A 21868-nucleotide genomic window follows, 5' to 3' on the forward strand; every position below is an offset into this window, starting at 1 on the left:
GCACATTAAACAGTGTAAGAAGTTGGTTACTTGTAATATACTTTCCAACTAAGGGGAAATTATATAAAATGTACTTTTCGACCTAGAATGAAATGAGGGTTGGTTATGGTAAAGAGAAGTCTTATCGTACTCGGTATTTTAACGGGTTCACTTATAATAGGTTTTTTTGCCTATCTCTTCATTATCTTAGCGGGAGATTATGTGATCGATGAAAAAGATCTTGTAATGGATTCAGCTACTATTCTTGTGGCCGAGAACGGAGATAAAATCACCAAGATCTATGATGAGAATCGAGAGATCGTCGACATTGAGAACATCCCAAAACATGTGCAGGAAGCATTTGTTGCAGTTGAAGATAGCCGTTTCTATAAACACAATGGTATTGATGTAAAAGCGATCTCGCGTGCTATCTATAAAGATATTCTAGCTGGTGGAAAAGTCGAAGGCGGCAGTACGATTACTCAGCAGCTAGCGAAGAATGTTTTTTTATCTCATGAGAAATCATGGCTCAGAAAAACAAAAGAAGCTGTAATTGCAATCAATTTGGAAAGAAGATACCCGAAAGATAAAATTTTGGAGATGTATTTGAACCAAATCTATTTTGGGCATGGCGCATACGGTATCCAACTTGCTGCAAAAACGTATTTCAATAAGGATGCCAGAGATTTAACTGTGGCAGAGGGGGCGATGCTTGCAGGACTTCCTAAAGCACCAAACTATTATTCGCCATTAAAGAATCCTAAGGAAGCAAAAGAACGGCGTGATCTCGTTCTTACTCTTATGGAGAAACAAGATTATCTGACACCTTCTGAAACCGTTAGAGCGCAAGGGAAAACGATCGCTTTAGATTTTCAGCAAGAAAAACGAAATCCTGCTTATACAACCTATATTGATATGGTTATAAAAGAAGCAAAAGAAAAGTATCAACTTTCAAGAGAAGAGCTGCGACAAGGCGGTTATAAAATCGTCGTTCCAATGGATCTCGCTGCACAAGATTCTGTTTATAAAAGCTTTCAAGACGGTCGTTATTTTGTAGGGACAGGTCAGGAAAAACCAGAAGGCGCCATGGTGCTGATGAATGGAAAAACGGGTGGTTTGCTCGCTGTTCAAGGCGGACGCAATTATGTGACAGAGGGACTTAATCGAGTACAGGTGAATCGTCAGCCAGGCTCGACGTTTAAGCCTTTATCCGTGTATGGTCCCGCCCTTGAGTCTGAAAAATACAAACCTTATTCTATGCTGCGTGACGAAGAATTAAGCTACGACGGTTATGAACCTAAGAATTATAACGGCAGATACGATGGTGAAGTTTCCATGGTGGATGCCATTTCGCATTCTGTAAATTCATCGGCAGTATGGCTGTTGAACAAGAACGGAATATCTGATTCTAAAAGTTATCTTGAACAGCTCGGCATGCCGATTGAGGATAGGGGACTCGGAATTGCACTCGGTGGCATCGATCAAGGTGTAACTCCGTTGCAGATGGTAAAAGGATACCGCAGTTTTCTTCATGAAGGTAAGACAATCGAGCCTTTCGTGATCAGCAAGATCTATAACAATGAAGGAGAACTGATCGGCAAAGCAAAAATGGAAGAAAAGAAAGTTTGGAAAAAGCAGAATGCATGGTACATGACGCGTATGCTTCAGCAAGTCGTGAAGAACGGAACTGGGTCTGATGGAAAAGAGAACATGGAGATCGCCGGGAAGACGGGTACAACGAATTATCCGAATGTAGATAAAGGAAACAAAGATACTTGGTTTGTAGGATATACGCCAGAAGTCGTCGGCGCAGTCTGGGTCGGTTATGATCGAACGACTAAGGAATCGTACCTTAATAGCGGCAGTTCTCTACCTACTCTCTTATTTAAACAAGTGATTAACGAAATGCCGTCTCAACAAGGACTATCGTTCAAAAAACCTGACGGAGTAAAAGACTTGCCCCCGCCGATCGAGCTTATAGAGTTAAACGATCTGCGTGCTTCATTTGGTATGGGAGACTATGGAATTCCTTCCGTTCAACTGAACTGGACTCCGTCAAAAGACGAGCGATTGCAATACAAGGTTTACGCGGTAAATGAAGGAGAAACGACTCTATTAGATACGATAAAAGGCAAAGGGGAGTATAGTGCTTCTGGCAAGAACCTCTTCACGCTGCCAGACTTTTATGTTGTCCCATATAATCCTCTCACAAAACAAGAAGGAGAAACATCAAATGTAGTGTCGATCTCTCTTTTCCCAAGTTTTGATGAGGGAGATAAAAAAGATGTAAGAGAAAAGATTCGGAAAGATCGTGAAAAAGAGAAGAAAAAGAAGAAGAAGAAAAAAGAAGAATGAGTGGTGGTGGAAGATGGCTTAGGCGGCCGTCTTCTTTTTTTGATGAGGATTTGGAGTGAGGGATTCGAACTGTGTCGGAAAGCCTATATTTTTCATTTTAGACGTAATTGTGGTGTGTTTGCGCTTAATGGTTGCTCATTTCGACTTAACTGATGCCATTTTTGACTTAATCAATGCGCCGCTAGACCCAATTCATCATTTTACTCATTTCATTCGGTTTAAGCAGCATGCACCTGTAAAGGCTTTCAACATCCAATGAACATCCATTTTGCCAAAATCATGACATTTAAGCTTATTGCCTATACTTTTATTATGAATTCCCTTACAATGTGTATGGATATTGACGTTAAAGGTTTTAAGTTTCAGCAGCTAGGAGATAACAATAGTGCTGCAGCTTTTGGTCTTGTATAGAAAGGTGTGTACGTTTTGACTATGAATGAAGAGTTTTTGAAAGCGTGTCGTAAGGAGAAAAATTCACATATTCCTGTATGGTACATGAGACAGGCGGGCCGTTCCCAACCTGAGTACCGTAAACTGAAAGAGAAGTATTCACTATTTGAAATCACACATAGACCAGAGATTTGCGCTGGCGTTACGAAGCTCCCAGTAGATCAACATGGAGTTGATGCTGCGATTCTTTATAAAGATATTATGTCTCCAGTTCCAGCGATTGGGGTAGATGTTGAGATTAAATCGGGAATCGGACCAGTGATCGATAAGCCAGTACGAACGCGCGAGGATGTAGAGCGCTTAGGGACGATTAATCCTGAGAAAGACGTACCGTATGTTTTGGATACGATTAAAATTTTAAGACAGCAGTTAGAAGTGCCGCTTATCACGTTTGCAGGTGCACCATTTACACTTGCGAGCTATATGGTTGAAGGCGGGCCTTCGCGCGATTATCATAAAACTAAGCAGCTGATGTACTCTGACCCTGAAAGCTGGTTCATGCTGATGGACAAACTAGGCGATATGACAATCGCTTATGCAAAAGCGCAGATCGCAGCTGGCGCACAAGCGTTTCAGATTTTTGATTCATGGGTCGGCGCGTTAAATGCAGCAGATTACAGAAAATACATCCAGCCTGTGATGTACAAGATCTTCTCATCACTACGAGAAGAAAATATTCCTTTGATTCTATACGGAACAGGTGCAAGACACTTGATCATGGAGTGGAATGAGCTTCCGATCGATGTGATCGGACTTGATTGGAGATTATCCCCGAGAGAAGCTCGTCAGATGGGTGTTACGAAGGCTCTTCAAGGAAATTTAGATCCTTCCATTCTATTGGCACCATGGGAAGTAATCGAAGCACGTACGAAAGAAATTTTGGATGAAGGTATGGAAGAACCAGGCTTTATCTTCAATGTCGGAAAAGGTATTTTCCCTGAAGTAAACATTGCAACATTAAAGCAGTTGACCACCTTTGTTCATGAATATACGTCTAAAAGACTAGGGTGATAAAAAGTGAGTAACAAGAAAACAGGTCTATTAATCATGGCGTACGGAACGCCAAGAAGTCTTGATGAAGTAGAAAGCTATTACACACACATAAGACGAGGACGTAAGCCTTCTCCTGAACAGCTGCAAGAACTTACAGAACGCTACGAACAGATCGGTGGAATCTCGCCACTTGCTAAGATTACAGAAGAACAAGCGCAGAAAATTGAAGTTGAGATGAATCATCGTTATCCTGATCGTGAGTTTAAAAGCTATCTGGGTCTGAAGCATATTGATCCTTTTATTGAGGATGCTGTGCAACAGATGAAAGAAGACGGTATTGAGGAAGCAGTAACGCTTGTTCTTGCTCCTCATTATTCAACGTTCAGCGTTAAATCATACAACGGACGTGCTGTGGAAGAGTCTGCAAAAATTGGTGGACCAAGCTTTACAACGATCGACAGCTGGTATGATGAGCCGAAGTATGTACAATTTTGGGCTGATGGAATTAAACAAACGTTTAACTCTATTCCAGAGAACGAACACAACAAAACGGTTGTAATCTTCTCTGCACACAGTCTGCCAGAAAAGATCCTTCAAATGGGAGATCCTTATCCGACTCAACTTCAGGAAACAGCTGATCTGATCGCGAAAGAGGCAAATGTTCCTCATTACACGATTGGGTGGCAGAGTGCCGGTAATACACCTGAACCGTGGATCGGACCAGACGTTCAAGATTTAACTAGAGATCTTTATAACGAGCATGGCTATACGCATTTTATCTATTGTCCTGTAGGTTTTGTGGCGGATCATCTGGAAGTTCTTTATGACAACGATTATGAGTGTAAAGTTGTCACAGATGAGTTGGGCGTGAACTATTATCGTCCTGAGATGCCTAACGCAAAGCCGGAATTTATCGATTGTTTAGCAACGGTTATTCAAAACGCACTAGCAAAAGAAAGAATGTGAAAGAAATGGGCGAGCGAAAGCACGTTATTATATTGGGCGGCGGCATAACAGGTTTAGCCGCTGCCTTTTATGTTCAAAAATATGGTAAGGAAACGGGCAAGTCGATAAGCTTCACAGTGATCGAAGCAAGCAACCGTCTTGGCGGTAAAATCGATACGATTAAAGAAGATGGTTTTGTGCTAGAGCGAGGCCCTGATTCCTACCTAGCTAGAAAAACAGTGATGACAGAACTGGTTAAAGATGTGGGTCTAGGTGAAGATTTAGTTTCTAATGAAACGGGTCAAGCTTATATTTTGCATAATATGAGGCTTCACCCTATTCCTGAAGGAGCAGTGATGGGCATCCCGACTAAAGTGATGCCGTTTGCAACAACCCCTCTTTTCTCTGTAACTGGAAAGGCAAGAGCAGGGTTGGACCTTGTTCTTCCTAAACGAAAAGATGCGGAACAAGATATTTCTGTAGGTCATTTTTTCAGAAGACGTCTTGGTGATGAAGTGGTTGATCGGCTGATCGAACCTTTGTTATCAGGTATATATGCGGGAAAAATCGATCGGCTCAGCCTGCAATCTACGTTTCCGCAATTTGTAGAAACGGAAAAGAAATATCGAAGTTTAATCTTAGGCATGAAACAGACGCAGCCTAAACAAGAGAAGACACCGATCACGAAAAAGAAAAAAGGTGCTTTTTTAACACTCAAAGGCGGACTGTCCTCTTTCATTGAAGCTCTTTCGAAAGCAGTGCCAGAAGAGAGTATAAAGACAGGGGTTTCCGTTAAAGCTGTCGAGCGGTCTGAAGATGGAACATATTCTGTGGTGATGGAAGATGGTTCGGTAATGAAAGGTGATCATGTAATTGTCACAACTCCTTATCATGTTACGAAAAAACTTCTTGGTGAATCTCTGTTTCCTGTTGGTTTTCACGATACGAAGCCAACCTCAGTAGCAACTGTTGCGATGAGCTTTAATGAAGAAGACGTGAACTTTAGTCTTGATGGAACAGGTTTTGTCATTGCTAAAAGTGAAAAAACATCCATCACTGCATGTACATGGACGAGCAGAAAATGGCCGCATACGACTCCGAAAGGTAAAGTGGTTCTTCGGTGTTATGTAGGACGAGCAGAAGAGCAAGACATCGTTCAACAACCAGATGATGTTATTTTGGAAAAAGTATTAGATGATTTGAAGAAAATTATGGGTGTTGATGCTCGTCCAGAATTCTATCATGTTTCTCGTATGATTGATTCAATGCCGCAATATGAAGTTGGGCATAAAGAATATGTCAAAAAGCTCAGAACTGTGTTTCAAGCTGAACTGCCTGGTGTAAAATTAGCAGGAGCTCCATATGATGGTGTAGGATTGCCAGATTGTGTGAATTCAGCGAAAATGGCTGTGGATTCTTTGTTTCGTTCATAATGACTGAGGCTTTTGGAAGTGTTGATTTCCGTTCCAGGCTGCTCGCTTTCCACGGGGCAGGCGGTGAGCCACATTCGTACGTTTCACTCTTAAGTGTCTCACCTGCCCGCCTGTCCCGTAGGAGTCTCGCACCTTCCACTCCAATCAATTATCAAAGGTGACAAGGAGTTAAAAGCAACAATCATTTAGAAAAGAGTGCTAAAAAATAATAAATGTCTTAAGAATTAAACGGCAAATGGATATGTTTGTCGTTTTTTATATTTTCTTGTAGAATGTTTCTGCTATACTGTAGGGAGAAAAAAGGAAGGGGGAAGCCGCTGTGCAAGCATTTATTGAGCCGTTATTTGTAAATATTGCAATCATATTTTCGTTTACTCACCTATTGAACATGTTCTTTCCCCTTCATCCCGGTGTCATTCCGAGTTATAAGAATCAAATCGTCTTTGGTCTGATCAGTGGTGCGGGTGCACTAGTCTGTATGCTGTTTCCGATCGAAACGCTGAAGGATTCTTTTTTTGATCTTCGAAATGTTCCAATCATGATTGTCACATTGTATGTAGGCTGGCTACCGGGAGCGATCTGTTCGATAATTGTTGCGATCGCAAGGATAGCTGTAGGTGGAGAACTAGCGTGGCTAGGTATCGTTTTAATCTCACTAGCATATGTGGTATGTCTGATCTATCATGGATTCTTTGATGAAGATAAACGCAGATGGGTTTCTGCTATCTATATTGCTTTGGTCTATACACTTTTTTATATGTTGTTCATTCATACATATCTTGATTTTCTGACAATTGACTTTTATCTCGTCTATTTCTCTAGCTTTTTGATCGCGTTCTTTTCTTGTATCTTCTTAATCGAGAGACTTGTTAAGATCAACATGCAGTTAAAGGAAACCGTTTACTTAGATAAGCTGGCAGTTGCAGGACAGATGGCAGCAGCAATCGCGCATGAAGTGAGAAACCCGATGACTACTATTCGTGGAATGATCCAGTTTCTGGGTAGCACAACTACAGATGCTAAGTTGAGAGAACATTCCCCGCTCTTAATCGAAGAACTAGATCGAACGAACAAAATCATCACAGATTATTTGTCCATGGTTAAGCCTGATGTTCCAAAGCTTGAGACCGTTTCACTAGAAAAAGTATTAAGAGATGTTATTGCTCTTACTGCTCCCTATGGAGCGATTAATAACGTGGAAGTCACCGCTAGTCCATTAGGACCTTACAATGTGTGCATTGATGAACCAAAACTTAAGCAAGGTTTAATAAATATTATCAAAAACGGAATAGAAGCGATTGAAGAGGGAGGTACGATCCATCTGTATCGCTATAAAGTTACAAAAAGAAGTATCACGATCGCGATTGAAGACAATGGTAAGGGTATGACAGAAGAGGAGCTAGAACAGATCGGGCTGCCTTTTTATACAACAAAAGCAAAAGGTACGGGTCTCGGTATGATGGTAACCTATAAACTGATTCAAGACATGGATGGCAAACTTCGGTATGAGAGCGTACTTCATGAAGGTACCAGAGTTCTTTTAACCTTGCAGTTATGTACGAAACGAAATATTGTTAATGGTGAGGAGGTGGGATGATGGACCGCAGAAAAAGTATTCTAGACGCAGCAGAGCGCTCTTTTTCTATGTTTGGTTATAAGGCGAGTACAGTGGATCAAATCGCTAAGATCGCAAACGTTGGAAAAGGAACGATCTATACTTTTTTCGCAAACAAAGAAGAATTATTTTCTGAAATTATTACAAACTTAGTAACAGAGACAAAACTTGCGGCATCTTCTGCAATAAAAGAAGATCGCCCTTTTTACGAGAACTTGCATAATGCACTGTATGAAGTTGTAGAACTTCGTAAAACGCATAAGCTGGCCGTTAAACTTTCTCAAGAAGTGAAAGAGTTAAACACTTCGCCTGTAACTGAAGCTTTGCAGAGAATCGAAAAAGCGGTATTAAGTTTTGTTCAAAAAGAGCTGGATAAAGCGGTAGAAAAAGGTGAGATTAAAGAATGTCACACAGATATTGTGGCGTTTATGATGGTAAAGGTATATATCGCTCTTATTTTTGATTGGGAACGTGATCATGAAGCTCTTCAGAAAGAAAAGATGCTTGAAGTTTTGGAGATGTTTGTAATGGATGGCTTACGAAAACCATAGTATTGCAGAAGGAAGAAAAACGTGTTACATTAAGTTGTGACCAAATTTCTATTTCGGTCATTTTCGAAAAAGTGGACTGTAAGAGTCTCTTTTTTTACCGTAAAATGACCAAGTGACTAAATTAGTCATTTAGTATTAGGAGGAGTGAACAACTGTGCTAAAAAGTATCGGAGCTCAATTTAAAGCAGTTTTCTCAAACAGAAAAATTGCTGTACCGGTCTTAGCAGTTCTATTTATACCAGTGTTATACAGCGGAATGTTTCTATGGGCGTTCTGGGATCCGTATGACAAGATGGAAGATCTGCCAGTGGCCGTAGTCAATCAAGATGAAGGTTATGAATATAACGGTGAGAACTTAACCGTTGGAGATGAGTTTGTAAAAAAACTCAAAGAGAATCCACAGTTCGAGTGGGAATTCGTTAGCGAAGAAAAAGCAAAGCAAGGTTTGGAGCATAACGATTATTATATGATGATCGAGATTCCTGAGAACTTTTCTGAAGAAGCGACTGCTTTATCAGGAAATTCGAACAAAAAGCCCGAGATCATCTACACACCGAACGCTGGCTTTAACTTTCTAGCCGCACAAATTGGTGGAACAGCCGTTGATAAAATGAAAGAAAGTTTGTCTAATGAGCTTACAAAAACGTATGCTGAAGTCATGTTCGATCAAGTTGAGCAGTTGGCTGGTGGGTTGGAGAAAGCGGCAGATGGCTCCAATCAAGTAACGGATGGATTGAAAAAAGCAGCTTCTGGTAGTGGTGAACTAGCTTCTGGAATGGAAGAAAAAACACCTCAGATTAATGAGTTAAAAGATGGAGCTGTACTTTTTAATTCAAAGATGACCGAGTTCGATAGTGGAATAGATAAATTGCTTGCTGCTCATAAACAACTAGCAGACGGACAAGGTCAACTAAGTAACGGGGCACAGGCTCTAAAAGGTGGACTGAGTCAAGCGACAGCAGGTTCTGAAAAAATTAAGAACGGAAGCTTAGCCTTACAAGGCGGTGCATCTAAATTATCGAATGGGGCAAATACGCTCGCAGGTTCTGTAAATGAATGGAACGCTGGTGCACAAAAAGCAACAGCAGGTTCAAAACAATTAGAACAACAAATCAATGCACTCATTCAAAATCAAGAAAACATGTCAGATGAGCAGATGGCAGCATCTCTAAAACAGCTGGCAGCAGCTAGTAATGGCATAAATAACGGTTTAGATAGCTTAACTGCTGCAACAGGTAAAATTGCTGGCGGAGCGAATGAACTTTCTGCAGGAGCTAAAAAGCTAAGCGATTCACAAACCGCTGTTGCAAAAGGAGCAGAAGACCTTCATAACGGTCAACTTAAACTAGTTGACGGAGTCGATCAACTTGCAAGTGGCCAGGCGAAAGTAAATGAAGGTACGCAAACGTTCCAATCTAAATTGGGAGAAGCGGCTGCAGGTAGTCAGCAACTGTTAGGTGCAAGTGGCAAGTTAGCAGATGGAACTTCCACTGTTGCAACAGGCTGGCAAGAAGTTACGGGTCATGTGAAGGAAATTCATAACGGTGAACAAAAGCTGCTTGATGGAAGCGGAAAACTTTCCTCTTCATTAAGTGATGCAGCCGACAAAACAGGTGAGCTTGATCCAGACAGTGACATGTTTGAACGAATTGCAAACCCTGTTTCTGTTAAAACAAAAAGCTTTTCTGATGTTCCAAACTACGGAACAGGCTTTGCTCCTTACTTCTTATCTTTAGGCCTTTTCGTAGGAGCATTGTTGATGTCGATTGTATTCCCATTACGTGATAAAGCAGGACACCCGCGTTCAGGATTCAGCTGGTTTGCTGGTAAGTTCACATTCTTAGCTGCAGTCGGTGTGATTCAAGCACTTATTGCGGATGCGGTATTGATATATGGTCTAGGAATTGAAGTGAGCAACTTAGGAGCGTTCCTTGGACTAAGTATCATCACGAGTCTTACTTTCTTAGCACTTGTACAGTTACTTGTTACGGTGCTCGGAGATCCAGGCCGTTTTGTAGCGATTATTATCTTAATCCTACAACTTACAACAAGTGCAGGAACATTCCCGTTAGAGCTTATTCCGAACGGACTACAAGGATTCAATGCTTGGCTTCCAATGACATATTCCGTTTCAGGCTTTAAAGCGGTAATTTCAAGCGGAGACATGGAAAGCTTTAGCTTTAATCTATGGATTATGGTAGGTTTCATGGCGATCTGTATGATTGGTACATGGGCTTACTTTGCAAGTCAGTTTAGAAAAAAGAATACGGAAGATGAAAGTTTAGTAGCATAACCTTAGAAAACACCTGGAAGGACAATATCCTTTCAGGTGTTTTTTTGTAGGTTACGAAGTAGATTATTGATTCGATTTGTAGCTATAGCAACAATGTTAACAAAAACTTTTAGAAAAGAAGTTTTCAAGCAAGCAAGCAAGGGAAACATAAGTTAAAGACATTCTAATGGATGCAGCTTATTTTATGTAATTGTAAAGGAGAGAAACACACTTGATAACTTTCAAAAACGTAGGGAAAACGTACCCTGACGGTTTTGAGGCCTTGAAAAATATTGACTTTCAAATTAAAGAAGGGGAGTTAGTAGCATTAATCGGGCCTAGTGGTTGTGGTAAAACAACAACCATGAGAATGATAAACCGTTTGATCGAGCCATCAAAAGGAACGATCCTCATTGATGGAGAAGATATTGCAAACCGAAACCCCGTTGAGCTGAGAAGGAATATTGGATATGTTATTCAACAAATTGGTCTATTGCCTCACATGACGATAGAAGACAACATTTCACTCGTACCTCGTTTAAAAGGGTGGGAAAAAGAAAAGTATGATGGCAAAGTTGATGAATTGCTAGATTTAGTTGGATTAGATCCTAAAACATTCAGAACGCGATATCCTTCTGAGCTAAGCGGTGGTCAACAGCAGCGTATTGGTGTTATTCGAGCACTTGCTGCAGAACCACCTATCATTTTAATGGACGAACCATTCTCCGCACTTGATCCGATCAGCCGTGAACAGCTGCAAGATGAACTCGTTAAGTTGCAAGATACGATTAAGAAAACAATTGTATTCGTTACGCATGATATGGATGAAGCTATTAAGATTGCTGACAAGATCGCAATTTTAAATAAAGGTGAAATCATTCAGTTTGATACACCAGAACGAATTCTTCGTCATCCTGCGAACGATTTTGTTAAAGGGTTTATTGGTGAAAACAGATTGTCGGCTGATGAATCATCCATGCCAGAAGCCGTAGATCTCATGAGACCAAATCCAGTTACGGCGAAAATAACAAGAGGACTTGCCGAAGCTTTAAAGATGATGAAGAGATATGGTGTAGACAGTCTCTTGGTCACAGATCAGCAAAACAAGCTTCTTGGGATCACTACACTTGATAAAATCGAACAGCATTATCCTGAAGAAGATAAGACCATCGGTGATCTGATGGAAAAAGAAATCATTACGGTCGACGTCTCCTCTACGTATACCGAAGTTGCAGAAATCTTCGCAACCCATGGTGTTCATATGATTCCTGTCCTAGATCAAGAAAAATTAGTTGGTTTAATCACACGTGCATCCATGATGCGCGGCTTAGCAGGGTTAAATATTTCCGCACAAAAACCTGTTGAAGGAGGTGCGGGCCTTGAATAACTTTTTGATCACGATGAAAGATACCTTTGTTAACAGATGGCCTGAAATTCTTACAGGACTTCAACAGCACTTATTTTTATCCCTTGTATCAATCTTGATCGCTGCAGTGATCGCCGTTCCTTTAGGGATTTTTATTTCTAGAAGAAAAACAGTAGCCGAACCTGTTATTGGGGTTACAGCGATTTTTCAGACGATACCGAGTTTGGCATTATTCGGATTTTTACTACCAGTATTCGGAATTGGAAGCACAACAGCTATCATTGCACTTACTGTTTATGCACTCTTGCCTATCCTACGCAACACCTACACAGGAATTACCGGTGTAGATAAATCAGCTGTTGAAGCTGGTAAAGGTATGGGGATGACGAATACTCAAATTTTAAGAATGATCGAACTGCCGTTAGCTCTGCCGATCATTATGGCTGGTCTGCGTACAGCCACCGTATTAACGATTGGTGTGGCTACACTTGCGGCATTTATTGGAGCAGGTGGTCTAGGTGATCTTATCTATCGTGGATTATCTACTACTCGTAATGAGCTCGTTTTAGCAGGTGCGATCCCAGCTGCATTGCTTGCTATCGTTTTTGATTTTATTCTGCGCCGCATTGAGTTAGCTACTGAGCCTAAAGCATCAAAGAAACGTGGTTCTTGGAAACTGCCTGTGCTAATTGGAGTACCAATCGCCGCACTCGTTCTTTTCTTCGCACTTCGTGGTGGCGGTGAAGAAGATGCGATTGTAATCACAGGTAAGAAGTGGACAGAGCAGTATATCCTGCCTTATGTGATTTCTGAATATGTAAAAGACAAAACGGATTACCCTGTAATCGTTAAAGAAGCGATTGGTGAGACGCCTATTCTTACAGAAGCGATCAAAAAGGGTGATATCGATCTTTATGTTGAATATACAGGTACAGGTTTTCTAACCATTTTAAAAGAAAAATATGATCCGAGTATGAAGCCTGAAGAGATATATGATGCTGTAAAAGAAGGTTATGCGAAAGAGTATAATCTGAAGTGGACGAAGCCGCTCGGTTTTGAAAACACGTATGCCCTAGCATTAAATCCTGATACGGCAAAACAAGTGAATGTGAAGTCTATTTCAGAACTAGCACCGAAGTCGAACCAGCTTACTTTCGGTGGTCCGACAGAGTTCTTTGAACGTGAGGACGGCTATACGCCATTTGTGGATACGTACAATCTAAACTTTAAGGATAAGAAGAGTCTCGATCCGAACTTGATGTATTCTGCTGTAAAAGAAGGGAAAGTGGACGCGATTCCAGCTTATACAACAGATGGAAGAATCGTCCGTTTTAATTTAAAGACGCTGGAAGATGATAAGAAATTCTTCCCACCTTATTATGCAGTACCAGTTGTTAGAGAAGATACGTTGAAGAAGTATCCGAAGCTTGAAGGTGTCCTCAATGAGCTTGAAGAGAAGATCTCAGAAGAAGATATGGCAGAAATGAACGCGAAAGTGGACCTTGATAAAGAAGATCCACGTGAAGTAGCGCAAGAATTTCTGAAAAGCAAAGGATTGATTAAATAAGATAGAAAACTGGACTCTTTATAGGGTCCAGTTTTTTGTTTGTGGGTGGTTTGAGAAGGGGGCAGGAGGGTCAATTAAGTCGTACAGCTAACTAATTAAGCCGAAACTGTATCCTATTAAGTCGAAACACCAACTGATTAAGTCTAAACCCAGTTCAATTAAGTCTAAAATCAAAAATAAAGGCCATTCGACATTTACACACACATCATAGAAAGCAAAATAAAAAGCCGGTCCCCAAAAACCAGGAACCGACGACTAACATCCTTATAAAACTTTACTCAAAAACGACTTCGTACGTTCGTGCTGCGTGTTTCCGAACAATTCAGATGGAACGTTCTCTTCAACGATGTATCCGCCATCCATGAAGATCACGCGGTCACCAACTTCTCGTGCAAAGCCCATCTCGTGCGTTACGACAACCATTGTCATTCCTTCACGGGCAAGGTCTTTCATTACTTCCAGTACCTCACCGACCATCTCTGGATCAAGTGCAGAGGTAGGTTCATCAAAGAGCATGATCTTCGGGTCCATCGCGAGTGCGCGGGCGATGGCAACACGCTGTTTCTGACCTCCGCTAAGTTGAGAAGGATAGGCGTTAGCTTTATCTTGCAATCCTACTTTTGCGAGCAATTTCACCGCTTTGTCACGAGCTTCCTCTTTATTTGCGCTTTTCACTTTAAGAGGAGCAAGTGTTACGTTTTCTAAGACTGTTTTATGAGGGAAGAGGTTGAACTGCTGAAAAACCATACCTACATCTTCCCGAATTTTATTAATGTTCGTTTTTGGATCTGTGATATCCGTTCCGTTTACAATGACTTGTCCACCTGTTATATCTTCAAGCTTGTTGATACAGCGAAGAAATGTACTTTTTCCTGAGCCAGAAGGGCCGATCACACAAACAACTTCTTGTGCTTTTATTTCTGCATTGATATCCTTCAATACCTCAAGATCACCAAAGGACTTTTTTAAATTTTTTATTTTAATCATGGTCCGGCTCCTTTCGCATAAAAACAAAATCGTGTATGTATTTTATCATAAGTTCGGTTGAATCGTAGTATTTCCTGCTTCCGATGAAATCTTTAATTACAAAACTTTCTGAAAAAAAGGATTGACCTGTGAATATTTCGTGAACTATACTCTGATTATGAAAACGATTTCATGAATTCGATTCCACAAATGTTTTAAGAGGAGAATCTGATGGCAACCATTCAAGATGTGGCGAAGAAAGCAGGATTATCCCGCACAACTGTCTCTAGGGTGATCAATGAACATCCGTATGTGACAGAAGAGAAGAAACGTCTCGTAACGCAGGCGATGCAAGAACTGAATTATGTGCCCAATTCATCAGCAAGACGATTGAGGCGACAGCAAACGGAAACAATTGCTGTCTATGTGCCTCGGATTACGAACCCATTTTTTAGTCATCTAGTTGAAGTGATGGAGAAGGAAGCCGCAAAAAAAGGCTATCAGCTGATTTTGTGTCAGACCCGTTATAAGAAAGAGCAAGAGCGGAATTTCTTAGAGCTTTTAAAAACAAAACAAGTAGATGGTCTGATCTTAACGTCCATAGAAAACGATTGGAGTGAGTTTGAACCATACTTATCGTTCGGCCCCATCGTCGTTTGTAACGAATATTCAGACTCTGCTCAAGTACCTTCCGTCTACTTAAACCAGATAGAAGGAAGCTATCTAGGAACGAAGCACTTGATCGATCAAGGCTATACAAAGATTGGGTATTGTACCGGCAACCACAAAAGCTCCAGAGTTTCCAAAGACAGAAAGATTGGTTTCTTAAAAGCACTAGATGATGCGGGAATCATGATGAAGGAAGAGTGGTTCTTTTACAACGCCTATAGTGTACAAGACGGCTTTGCTGCATTTAAAAAATTGAGTGAGTTGGCTGATCGGCCACAAGCTGTCTTCACTGGAAGTGACGAAGTGGCAGCAGGTATTGCAAAAGCTGCGTTTGACGCAGGCTGGAGAGTACCAGAGGACCTCGCTATCATAGGCTTCGATAACCAGCCTCTGGCAGCATTAATGGATCTGACTACGGTCGAACAGCCGATCGACACCATTGCTAAGCAGGCTATGAATCTAATGGTAGAGGCGATTCAGGCAAAAAAACCTTTAAGTCGAAAAGAAGTAATTCTGCCATTTCAGTTGATCAAACGATCCTCAACGTAACTTTTTGTGGTGAAATGTAATCGTTTACAAAACAGGAGATTAGGGGGAAACACAATGAAGAAGCTTAAGAAAATCTCAAAAGTGATTTCTACTTCACTAGCGTTGTCACTTGTACTTGCAGCTTGTTCGGACAAAGAAGAAGGAAGCAGCAACAGTAACAAATCCGGCGGTGATAAAGACGAAAAAGTAACGATCGTCTATGCACGTGGTAAGGATGATACACAAGGTACAACAGCAATGGTGCAAGCTTTTGAAAAGAAATACCCTAACATTGATGTGAAGTTTAAGGAGATGCCTGCAGATACTGGTAAGCAGCATGACGCATACGTAACAGCGTTCAACGCGAATTCTGATGAGATCGATGTTATTGATCTAGACGTTATCTGGCCGGCTGAATTTGCACAAGCAGGATTCTTGATGCCGTTAGACCGTTTTATGGAAAAAGATGGTATTAACCCAGATGATTATAACCAAGGTGCGATCACGGCATCTAAATTTAAAGGAAAGCAATGGGCTCTTCCTAAGTTTATTGATGCAGGAATGCTTTTCTATCGCACAGACTTAGTTGATGAAGGTTCTGTTCCAAAGACGTGGGATGAGCTTTTAGCGAAAGCGAAGGAAACGAAGGGTCAAGGTGGAACACAGTTTGGTTACTTGATGCAAGCGAAGCAATACGAAGGTCTTGTATGTAATGCGGTTGAATTTATCGCATCATACGGTGGTCAGATCATCGACGAAAATGGTGATGTTAAAGTTGACTCTCCAGAAGCGATCAAAGGAATCGCTAAGCTTGTAGAAGTCGCAAACTCTGATGTTGTTCCGCAAAACGTTACAACGTTTGCTGAGCCAGAGTCACATACAGCATTCATCAACGGACAAGCAGGTCTGATCCGTAACTGGCCATATCAATTCGCATTAGCAAATGATGAGAAGCAATCTAAGATCGCAGGTAAAGTTGGAGTAGCTCCACTTCCAGCAGGTGATGCAGGTTCTGCAGCAGCACTTGGCGGCTGGATGGCTGGTATTAACAAAAACACGAAACACCCTGAAGAAGCTTGGAAATTCTTAAGCTTTATGGCTGGTAAAGAAGGACAAAAGATCGACGCGATCAAAGGTGGACACGCGCCAACGATTCTTTCTCTTTATGAAGACCAAGAAATTTTAGATGCAAACCCATACTTTAAAGAAGAAGGTTTTGTAAACGCACTTGAAGCAGCAGTATCTCGCCCAGTAGCACCGAACTACCCTGAGATCTCTGACATCATTCAAGTACAAGTTTCTCAAGCTGTAGCGAAAAAGATCACACCAGAACAAGCGGCTAAAAACATGCAAAAAGAAATCTCTGCAAAACTAGTAAAGTAAGAAATGTAAATGGATAAGGGGTATGCCTTTCTCTTAGAGAGGCTCCCCTTACTTTTATAATTGGTATCGATTCCACAACACAAAGAGTGAAATGGATGGACGTAACAGCGCCCGTCCGTCGATTGCATTCGAATAGTAAGGAGCTGACATGTTTGAAACCTGATCTAATGCCTAACAACCAACAGCCTATTGCAGCAAAAACGAAACAAAAGGCGAAGAAAAAGCGTTCTGACCGTTCTCTAGGCTACATGCTGATCGCCCCGTCGATGATCTTGATCTTAATCATTGCCATCTGGCCTGTATTTCAATCTTTCTATTACAGCATGTTTGATCTACGACTGAACAACCCAGCAAAATCGGAAGCGTATGTGTCGTATAAAGTGAATCTGCAAACCTATCTAGATAACTATCCATTCTTGATCAGTTCACTAGAAGATGAAGTCGATCAAGCAACAGGAAAAACAAAATCAGAGCTTGAAGCGATCAAAACAAATCTTGAAAAAGTGGATGCAGAATTAAAGTCTGATGGAGAACTAAGTAGCAAGTATGACGAAATAGATGAGAAGCTGACCGTAATGGAGCCGATCAGTGAAGAGCTTGCTGTTTCTGATTTGGACAAAGAGGTAGCGCTCGATCTGGAGAAAGCTGTAACAGATTCTTCGGAACAACTTAGAGAGTTAAAGAGTGAACTGAAAAACCCAGAAGACGTGATCGGACTTTCAGCATCATTAAAGGATTCAGTCATCACGCCTAACTTTATCGGACTGAAGCATTATAAAGAAAATCTAACAGATAGCCGCATGTGGAAAGCGATTCAAAATACAACTGTCTTTACGGTAATCTCTGTTTTTGCAGAGCTCGTAATTGGACTCGCGATCGCACTGCTTATTAATAAAGCTTTCTTTGGTAGAGGACTCGTCAGAGCAACCATCCTCATTCCATGGGCGATTCCAACTGCTGTTTCAGCATTTATGTGGAAGTATCTATATGATGGACAAAACGGAATCGTAGCCAAAGCTTTTGCTGAAATCGGATTGTTTGACCAGATGACGGATATGCTGACAACAAGCACCGGCGCTATGTTTGCCGTCATTTTCGCAGACGTATGGAAAACGACGCCTTATATGGCACTCTTGTTATTAGCGGGGCTTCAAACGATTCCGAGTTCATTGTATGAAGCAGCAGCGATTGACGGAGCAAACAAGTGGAAGCAATTCTTAAAGATTACGTTGCCTCTGTTAAAGTCTAGCATCCTCGTTGCCTTGTTGTTCCGTACATTAGATGCGTTCCGTGTGTTCGACTTAATCTATGTACTCACAGGTGGAGGTCCAGCAAACTCTACGGAAACGATATCGATCCTCGCTTACAAAGTCATGTTTGCACAGACTAATTTCGGTGAAGGTTCGGCGCTGTCGGTTATCGTCTTTGTCTGTGTAGCGATCATCTCTATGATCTACATCAAGTTCCTTGGACGAGACCTTTTAAATGATAGATAAAAACGGAACAGATAAAGGAGTGAATAGGAAATGAACAAAAAAGCAGGCCCAATGTTTTACGTATTCTTAACATTGTTTGTCTTCCTTGTCATGTTTCCGTTTTTATGGGTACTGGCAAGCTCGATCAAGCCGGTTGCTGAGCTGTTTGGCGACCGTGCGTTCATACCATTTACAAACAACATGACAGGTGAGAACTATGAATCTGTATTTGTTAACTATCCATTCTTAAAATATTTATGGAACAGCTTAGTCGTTTCAACGATCACTACTGTCTATGCAGTCCTTGTAGCGAGCTTTGCGGCTTATGCGATCGCGCGATTAAACTTTAAAGGAAAAACTGTCATCCTTGGATTAGTGTTATCGGTTTCCATGTTTCCGCAGATCGCAACCATTTCACCGATTTATATCGTATTGAAAAACCTTGGATTAACGAACAGCTATCTAGGATTGATCATTCCGTACACAACATTTACGTTGCCATTATCCATCTGGCTTCTCGTTACGTTCTTCCGAAAGATCCCGTTCGATCTTGAAGAAGCAGCAAAAATGGACGGGGCTTCACCGATGCAGACGTATTGGCGTGTAATCTTGCCTTTAGCGATACCAGGAATTTTTACAACAGCTATACTTGTATTCATATCAGCGTGGAACGAGTTTCTGTTCGCGTTAACGATCAATACAGATGATGAGTTCAAAACCGTACCGGTCGGAATCGCGATGTTCGAAGGACAGTTCACGATTCCTTGGGGAGAGGTAACTGCAGCAACGGTTATCGTAACAGTACCGCTTGTGATCATGGTTCTGCTTTTCCAACGCCGAATCGTGTCGGGATTAACTTCCGGTGCTGTAAAAGAATAGGTTGAATTTTGAAGCCCTCGCTTATATAGCGAGGGTTTTTGCTTGTATGATTTTAGCTCTTGGAAGTAGTTGATTTCCGTTTCAGATGCTCGCTTTCCGCGGGGCAGGCGGTGAGCCACATTCGTAACGTTTCACTTTTAAGTGTCTCCCTTGTCTAGTTGCAGTGGCTAGCCCCCTCGAGGTCAAAAGCTAAATGCCCCATAAGGCAAAGTGCGCCTTCCTGGTCCATTCATCTTTTGCTTGTCGGGGCTGAACCAGCCACTTTCACTTTTCGGACTGCTAGCCTGTCCTAGCCGAGAGTCTCGCATCTTACACTTCAATCAACTTATTAATGACGAGAACGAACAAACAACCATAGCCAAAATCCGTAGAAAGCACCCTGAGATGAAGCATTCTAAAATTCTTTATATGTATAAAAATTTTTATAACAAATGCTATATTATCTAATTTGTATTATTGGAAATCTGGGTATACAATAGGTTTTGTTAGTTAAGCAACTTACTTTTAATTAGGAGGAATTTTACAATGTCTAAACATATATTAATGGTCGTTACTACGGCTGATAAAATGAATAACGAACACTCAACAGGGCTATGGCTTTCTGAGTTTGGTGAAGCGTATGTGGAGTTCGCTAATGCTGGTTACACCATAACAGTTGCGAGCCCTAAAGGCGGAAAAGCTCCAGTAGATGACCGCAGCCTTGAAGGTGAAGTGCCTCAAGAGATTTTAGATACAGCAAAATACCTTGAAAACACACTAAACTTAGATGAAATCAAAGACATTGATGGATTTGATGGAATCTTCTTGCCTGGAGGTCACGGCACGATGTTCGACCTTCCAGATCACACAAAACTTCAAGAGGTAATTCGTGACCTTTACGAGCAAAACAAAGTAGTTGCAGCAGTATGTCATGGCCCAGCTGGATTAGTGGGTGTTAAACTTTCTGATGGCACGCCATTAGTTGCTGGAAAAGCTGTTACAGCATTTACAGATGCTGAAGAAGTAGAAACAACTCTTGATCAATACATGCCGTTCTTATTAGAAACACGCATGCGTGAACTTGGTGCTGAGTTTGTAGCCGCTGAAAATTGGGCAAACCATGTACAAGTAGATGGAAACTTAATTACTGGTCAAAATCCGCAATCTACAATATCTGTTGCAAAAGAAGTTCTTAAGCAACTGGCATAATTATGAATTCCTGCAAACCTTTATAGAGAGAATAAGGTTTGCAGGCTTTATTTATTGAGAATGAATACTTGAGAGGAGAATGAAACATGAAAGCATTACTTTTAAAAGATAAAAATCAATGGAGAGAAATGAAGATAGAAGATATTGAAACACCAACTGCAGGTAAAGGGGAAGTTGTAGTAAAAATTCATGCTGCGGGGTTAAATCCTGTTGATTATAAAACAGCAACTGGCGGAAACCCAAACTGGACATATCCTCATATTTTAGGGCTTGATGCTGCTGGTACCATTCATGAAGTTGGAGAAGGTGTAACGGAATGGAAAATTGGAGACCGCGTTGTGTACCACGGAGATTTTAACAAAAAAGGCGCATACGCAGAGTATGGAGTGACAACGGCACATACGATTTCCCGTATTCCTGATTCTCTTTCATTTGAAGAGGCAGCAGCGCTTCCGACAGCAGGATACACAGCTTATCAAGCGCTATTTAGAAAATTGCCTATGTTTTCAATTGATACGATACTGATTCATGCAGGAGCAGGCGGTGTTGGAGGATTTGCGATTCAACTTGCTAAAAATGCTGGGAAAACCGTGATCTCTACTGCCTCTTCACACAACCATGAGTATGTTTCTTCACTTGGAGCAGACCTTGTGATTGATTACAAAGAAGAAGATGTAAAAGCAAAAGTTATGGAGTTCACGAACGGCAGAGGTGTAGATGCCGTTCTAGATACAGTAAGCCGAGACAACGCAACAGCATCACTCGACATGATTGCATATAACGGACATATTGCACACATCGCAGGTGCTCCTGATTACACACGCGTAAAACCTTTTACTAGAGTAATTTCATTCCATGAAGTAGCGCTGAACGCGATTCACCATAACAATGACGAAGTGGCAGAACGCGACTTAGCCAAAATGGGAGACGAACTTTTGGCGCTTGTAGCTGAAAAAAAAGTTTCGCCACTGCTAGAGCAAGTAATCTCACTAGAAGAAGTTCCAGCAACACTTGAAAAATTATCACAGCGTCATGTGAAGGGTAAGATTGTTTGTAAGATTGTTTAAGGGTTATGGTTTGCCTTTAAATTAAGGGGAGTAAGTCTTCATTGCAAGTTGATTGAAGTGTAAGATGCGAGACTCCTGCGGGACAGGCTGGCAGGTGAGACACTTAAGAGTGAAACGTCCGAATGTGGCTCACCGCCTGCCCCGCGGAAAGCGAGCATCTGAAACGGAAATCAACCTACTTCCAAAT

16 protein-coding genes are annotated in these 21868 nt (G+C 41.4%); 15 read left to right on the forward strand and 1 reads right to left on the reverse strand.

Going from position 1 to position 21868, the window contains the following annotated elements; all coding sequences use genetic code 11:
- Nucleotides 1-105 precede the first annotated feature (105 nt).
- The 9 genes from ACOZ9X_RS11955 to ACOZ9X_RS11995 all read left to right on the forward strand — a co-directional run bounded on the left by ACOZ9X_RS11955 (nt 106) and on the right by ACOZ9X_RS11995 (nt 13526).
- Nucleotides 106-2334, forward strand: a complete 2229-nt coding sequence (locus ACOZ9X_RS11955) for a transglycosylase domain-containing protein (protein ID WP_423418372.1) — start codon at nt 106-108, stop codon at nt 2332-2334.
- A 432-nt stretch (nt 2335-2766) separates the two neighbouring features.
- Nucleotides 2767-3795, forward strand: coding sequence for a uroporphyrinogen decarboxylase (gene hemE / locus ACOZ9X_RS11960; RefSeq protein ID WP_423418940.1), 1029 nt, complete (start codon nt 2767-2769; stop codon nt 3793-3795).
- Between the two features lie 6 nt (nt 3796-3801).
- Nucleotides 3802-4743: a ferrochelatase gene (hemH, locus tag ACOZ9X_RS11965; protein ID WP_423418373.1), complete on the forward strand. Its 942-nt coding sequence runs from the start codon at nt 3802-3804 to the stop codon at nt 4741-4743.
- 5 nt (nt 4744-4748) lie between these two features.
- The gene (gene hemY, locus ACOZ9X_RS11970; RefSeq protein WP_423418374.1) at nt 4749-6155 is read left to right on the forward strand and encodes a protoporphyrinogen oxidase; all 1407 of its coding nucleotides are present in this window, start codon (nt 4749-4751) and stop codon (nt 6153-6155) included.
- Nucleotides 6156-6474: 319 nt separating this feature from the next.
- Nucleotides 6475-7752: an ATP-binding protein gene (locus ACOZ9X_RS11975; RefSeq protein ID WP_423418375.1), complete on the forward strand. Its 1278-nt coding sequence runs from the start codon at nt 6475-6477 to the stop codon at nt 7750-7752.
- Nucleotides 7749-8321, forward strand: a complete 573-nt coding sequence (locus ACOZ9X_RS11980; protein WP_144702842.1) for a TetR/AcrR family transcriptional regulator — start codon at nt 7749-7751, stop codon at nt 8319-8321. Before ACOZ9X_RS11975 ends, ACOZ9X_RS11980 begins: the two co-directional genes overlap by 4 nt.
- 154 nt (nt 8322-8475) lie before the next feature.
- A complete protein-coding gene (locus ACOZ9X_RS11985; protein WP_423418376.1) occupies nt 8476-10614 on the forward strand; it encodes a YhgE/Pip family protein in 2139 nt (712 codons plus the stop codon).
- A 211-nt stretch (nt 10615-10825) separates the two neighbouring features.
- Nucleotides 10826-11980 carry an ABC transporter ATP-binding protein gene (locus tag ACOZ9X_RS11990; RefSeq protein ID WP_423418377.1) on the forward strand — a complete coding sequence of 385 codons (1155 nt, stop codon included), beginning with the start codon at nt 10826-10828 and terminating at the stop codon, nt 11978-11980.
- Nucleotides 11964-13526 carry a glycine betaine ABC transporter substrate-binding protein gene (locus tag ACOZ9X_RS11995; RefSeq protein ID WP_423418378.1) on the forward strand — a complete coding sequence of 521 codons (1563 nt, stop codon included), beginning with the start codon at nt 11964-11966 and terminating at the stop codon, nt 13524-13526. Before ACOZ9X_RS11990 ends, ACOZ9X_RS11995 begins: the two co-directional genes overlap by 17 nt.
- Before the next feature lie 264 nt (nt 13527-13790).
- Here the strand turns inward: ACOZ9X_RS11995 and ACOZ9X_RS12000 are convergent, their stop codons facing one another.
- The gene (locus tag ACOZ9X_RS12000) at nt 13791-14513 is read right to left on the reverse strand and encodes an amino acid ABC transporter ATP-binding protein (RefSeq protein WP_423418379.1); all 723 of its coding nucleotides are present in this window, start codon (nt 14511-14513) and stop codon (nt 13791-13793) included.
- A 210-nt stretch (nt 14514-14723) separates the two neighbouring features.
- On the opposite strand from ACOZ9X_RS12000, the gene ACOZ9X_RS12005 reads away from it, so the two are divergent.
- From ACOZ9X_RS12005 to ACOZ9X_RS12030, 6 genes are all read left to right on the forward strand, one after another.
- Nucleotides 14724-15710 carry a LacI family DNA-binding transcriptional regulator gene (locus ACOZ9X_RS12005; protein WP_423418380.1) on the forward strand — a complete coding sequence of 329 codons (987 nt, stop codon included), beginning with the start codon at nt 14724-14726 and terminating at the stop codon, nt 15708-15710.
- A 54-nt stretch (nt 15711-15764) separates the two neighbouring features.
- On the forward strand, nt 15765-17072 hold the full coding sequence (locus ACOZ9X_RS12010; RefSeq protein ID WP_423418381.1) for an ABC transporter substrate-binding protein: 1308 nt from the start codon (nt 15765-15767) through the stop codon (nt 17070-17072).
- Nucleotides 17073-17239: 167 nt separating this feature from the next.
- A complete protein-coding gene (locus ACOZ9X_RS12015; RefSeq protein WP_423418941.1) occupies nt 17240-18568 on the forward strand; it encodes an ABC transporter permease subunit in 1329 nt (442 codons plus the stop codon).
- A gap of 30 nt (nt 18569-18598) precedes the next feature.
- Nucleotides 18599-19426: a carbohydrate ABC transporter permease gene (locus ACOZ9X_RS12020; RefSeq protein WP_066391426.1), complete on the forward strand. Its 828-nt coding sequence runs from the start codon at nt 18599-18601 to the stop codon at nt 19424-19426.
- 525 nt (nt 19427-19951) lie between these two features.
- On the forward strand, nt 19952-20614 hold the full coding sequence (locus tag ACOZ9X_RS12025; protein WP_423418382.1) for a type 1 glutamine amidotransferase domain-containing protein: 663 nt from the start codon (nt 19952-19954) through the stop codon (nt 20612-20614).
- Between the two features lie 86 nt (nt 20615-20700).
- On the forward strand, nt 20701-21681 hold the full coding sequence (locus tag ACOZ9X_RS12030; RefSeq protein WP_423418383.1) for a zinc-binding dehydrogenase: 981 nt from the start codon (nt 20701-20703) through the stop codon (nt 21679-21681).
- Nucleotides 21682-21868 lie beyond the last annotated feature (187 nt).

The sequence above is a fragment of the Fictibacillus nanhaiensis genome, assembly GCF_049537595.1.
GTDB classification, from domain to species: domain Bacteria; phylum Bacillota; class Bacilli; order Bacillales; family Fictibacillaceae; genus Fictibacillus; species Fictibacillus nanhaiensis_F.

Excerpts from the sequence above, each read along its gene's own strand:
- ACOZ9X_RS12030 (WP_423418383.1), top strand. The coding sequence starts at position 20,701 with ATGAAAGCATTACTTTTAAAAGATAAAAATCAATGGAGAGAAATGAAG.
- ACOZ9X_RS12005 (WP_423418380.1), top strand. The coding sequence starts at position 14,724 with ATGGCAACCATTCAAGATGTGGCGAAGAAAGCAGGATTATCCCGCACA.
- hemY (WP_423418374.1), top strand. The coding sequence starts at position 4,749 with ATGGGCGAGCGAAAGCACGTTATTATATTGGGCGGCGGCATAACAGGT.
- ACOZ9X_RS12000 (WP_423418379.1), bottom strand. The coding sequence starts at position 14,513 with ATGATTAAAATAAAAAATTTAAAAAAGTCCTTTGGTGATCTTGAGGTA.
- hemE (WP_423418940.1), top strand. The coding sequence starts at position 2,767 with ATGAATGAAGAGTTTTTGAAAGCGTGTCGTAAGGAGAAAAATTCACAT.
- ACOZ9X_RS11955 (WP_423418372.1), top strand. The coding sequence starts at position 106 with ATGGTAAAGAGAAGTCTTATCGTACTCGGTATTTTAACGGGTTCACTT.
- ACOZ9X_RS12015 (WP_423418941.1), top strand. The coding sequence starts at position 17,240 with ATGCCTAACAACCAACAGCCTATTGCAGCAAAAACGAAACAAAAGGCG.
- ACOZ9X_RS12025 (WP_423418382.1), top strand. The coding sequence starts at position 19,952 with ATGTCTAAACATATATTAATGGTCGTTACTACGGCTGATAAAATGAAT.
- ACOZ9X_RS12020 (WP_066391426.1), top strand. The coding sequence starts at position 18,599 with ATGAACAAAAAAGCAGGCCCAATGTTTTACGTATTCTTAACATTGTTT.
- ACOZ9X_RS11980 (WP_144702842.1), top strand. The coding sequence starts at position 7,749 with ATGATGGACCGCAGAAAAAGTATTCTAGACGCAGCAGAGCGCTCTTTT.
- ACOZ9X_RS12010 (WP_423418381.1), top strand. The coding sequence starts at position 15,765 with ATGAAGAAGCTTAAGAAAATCTCAAAAGTGATTTCTACTTCACTAGCG.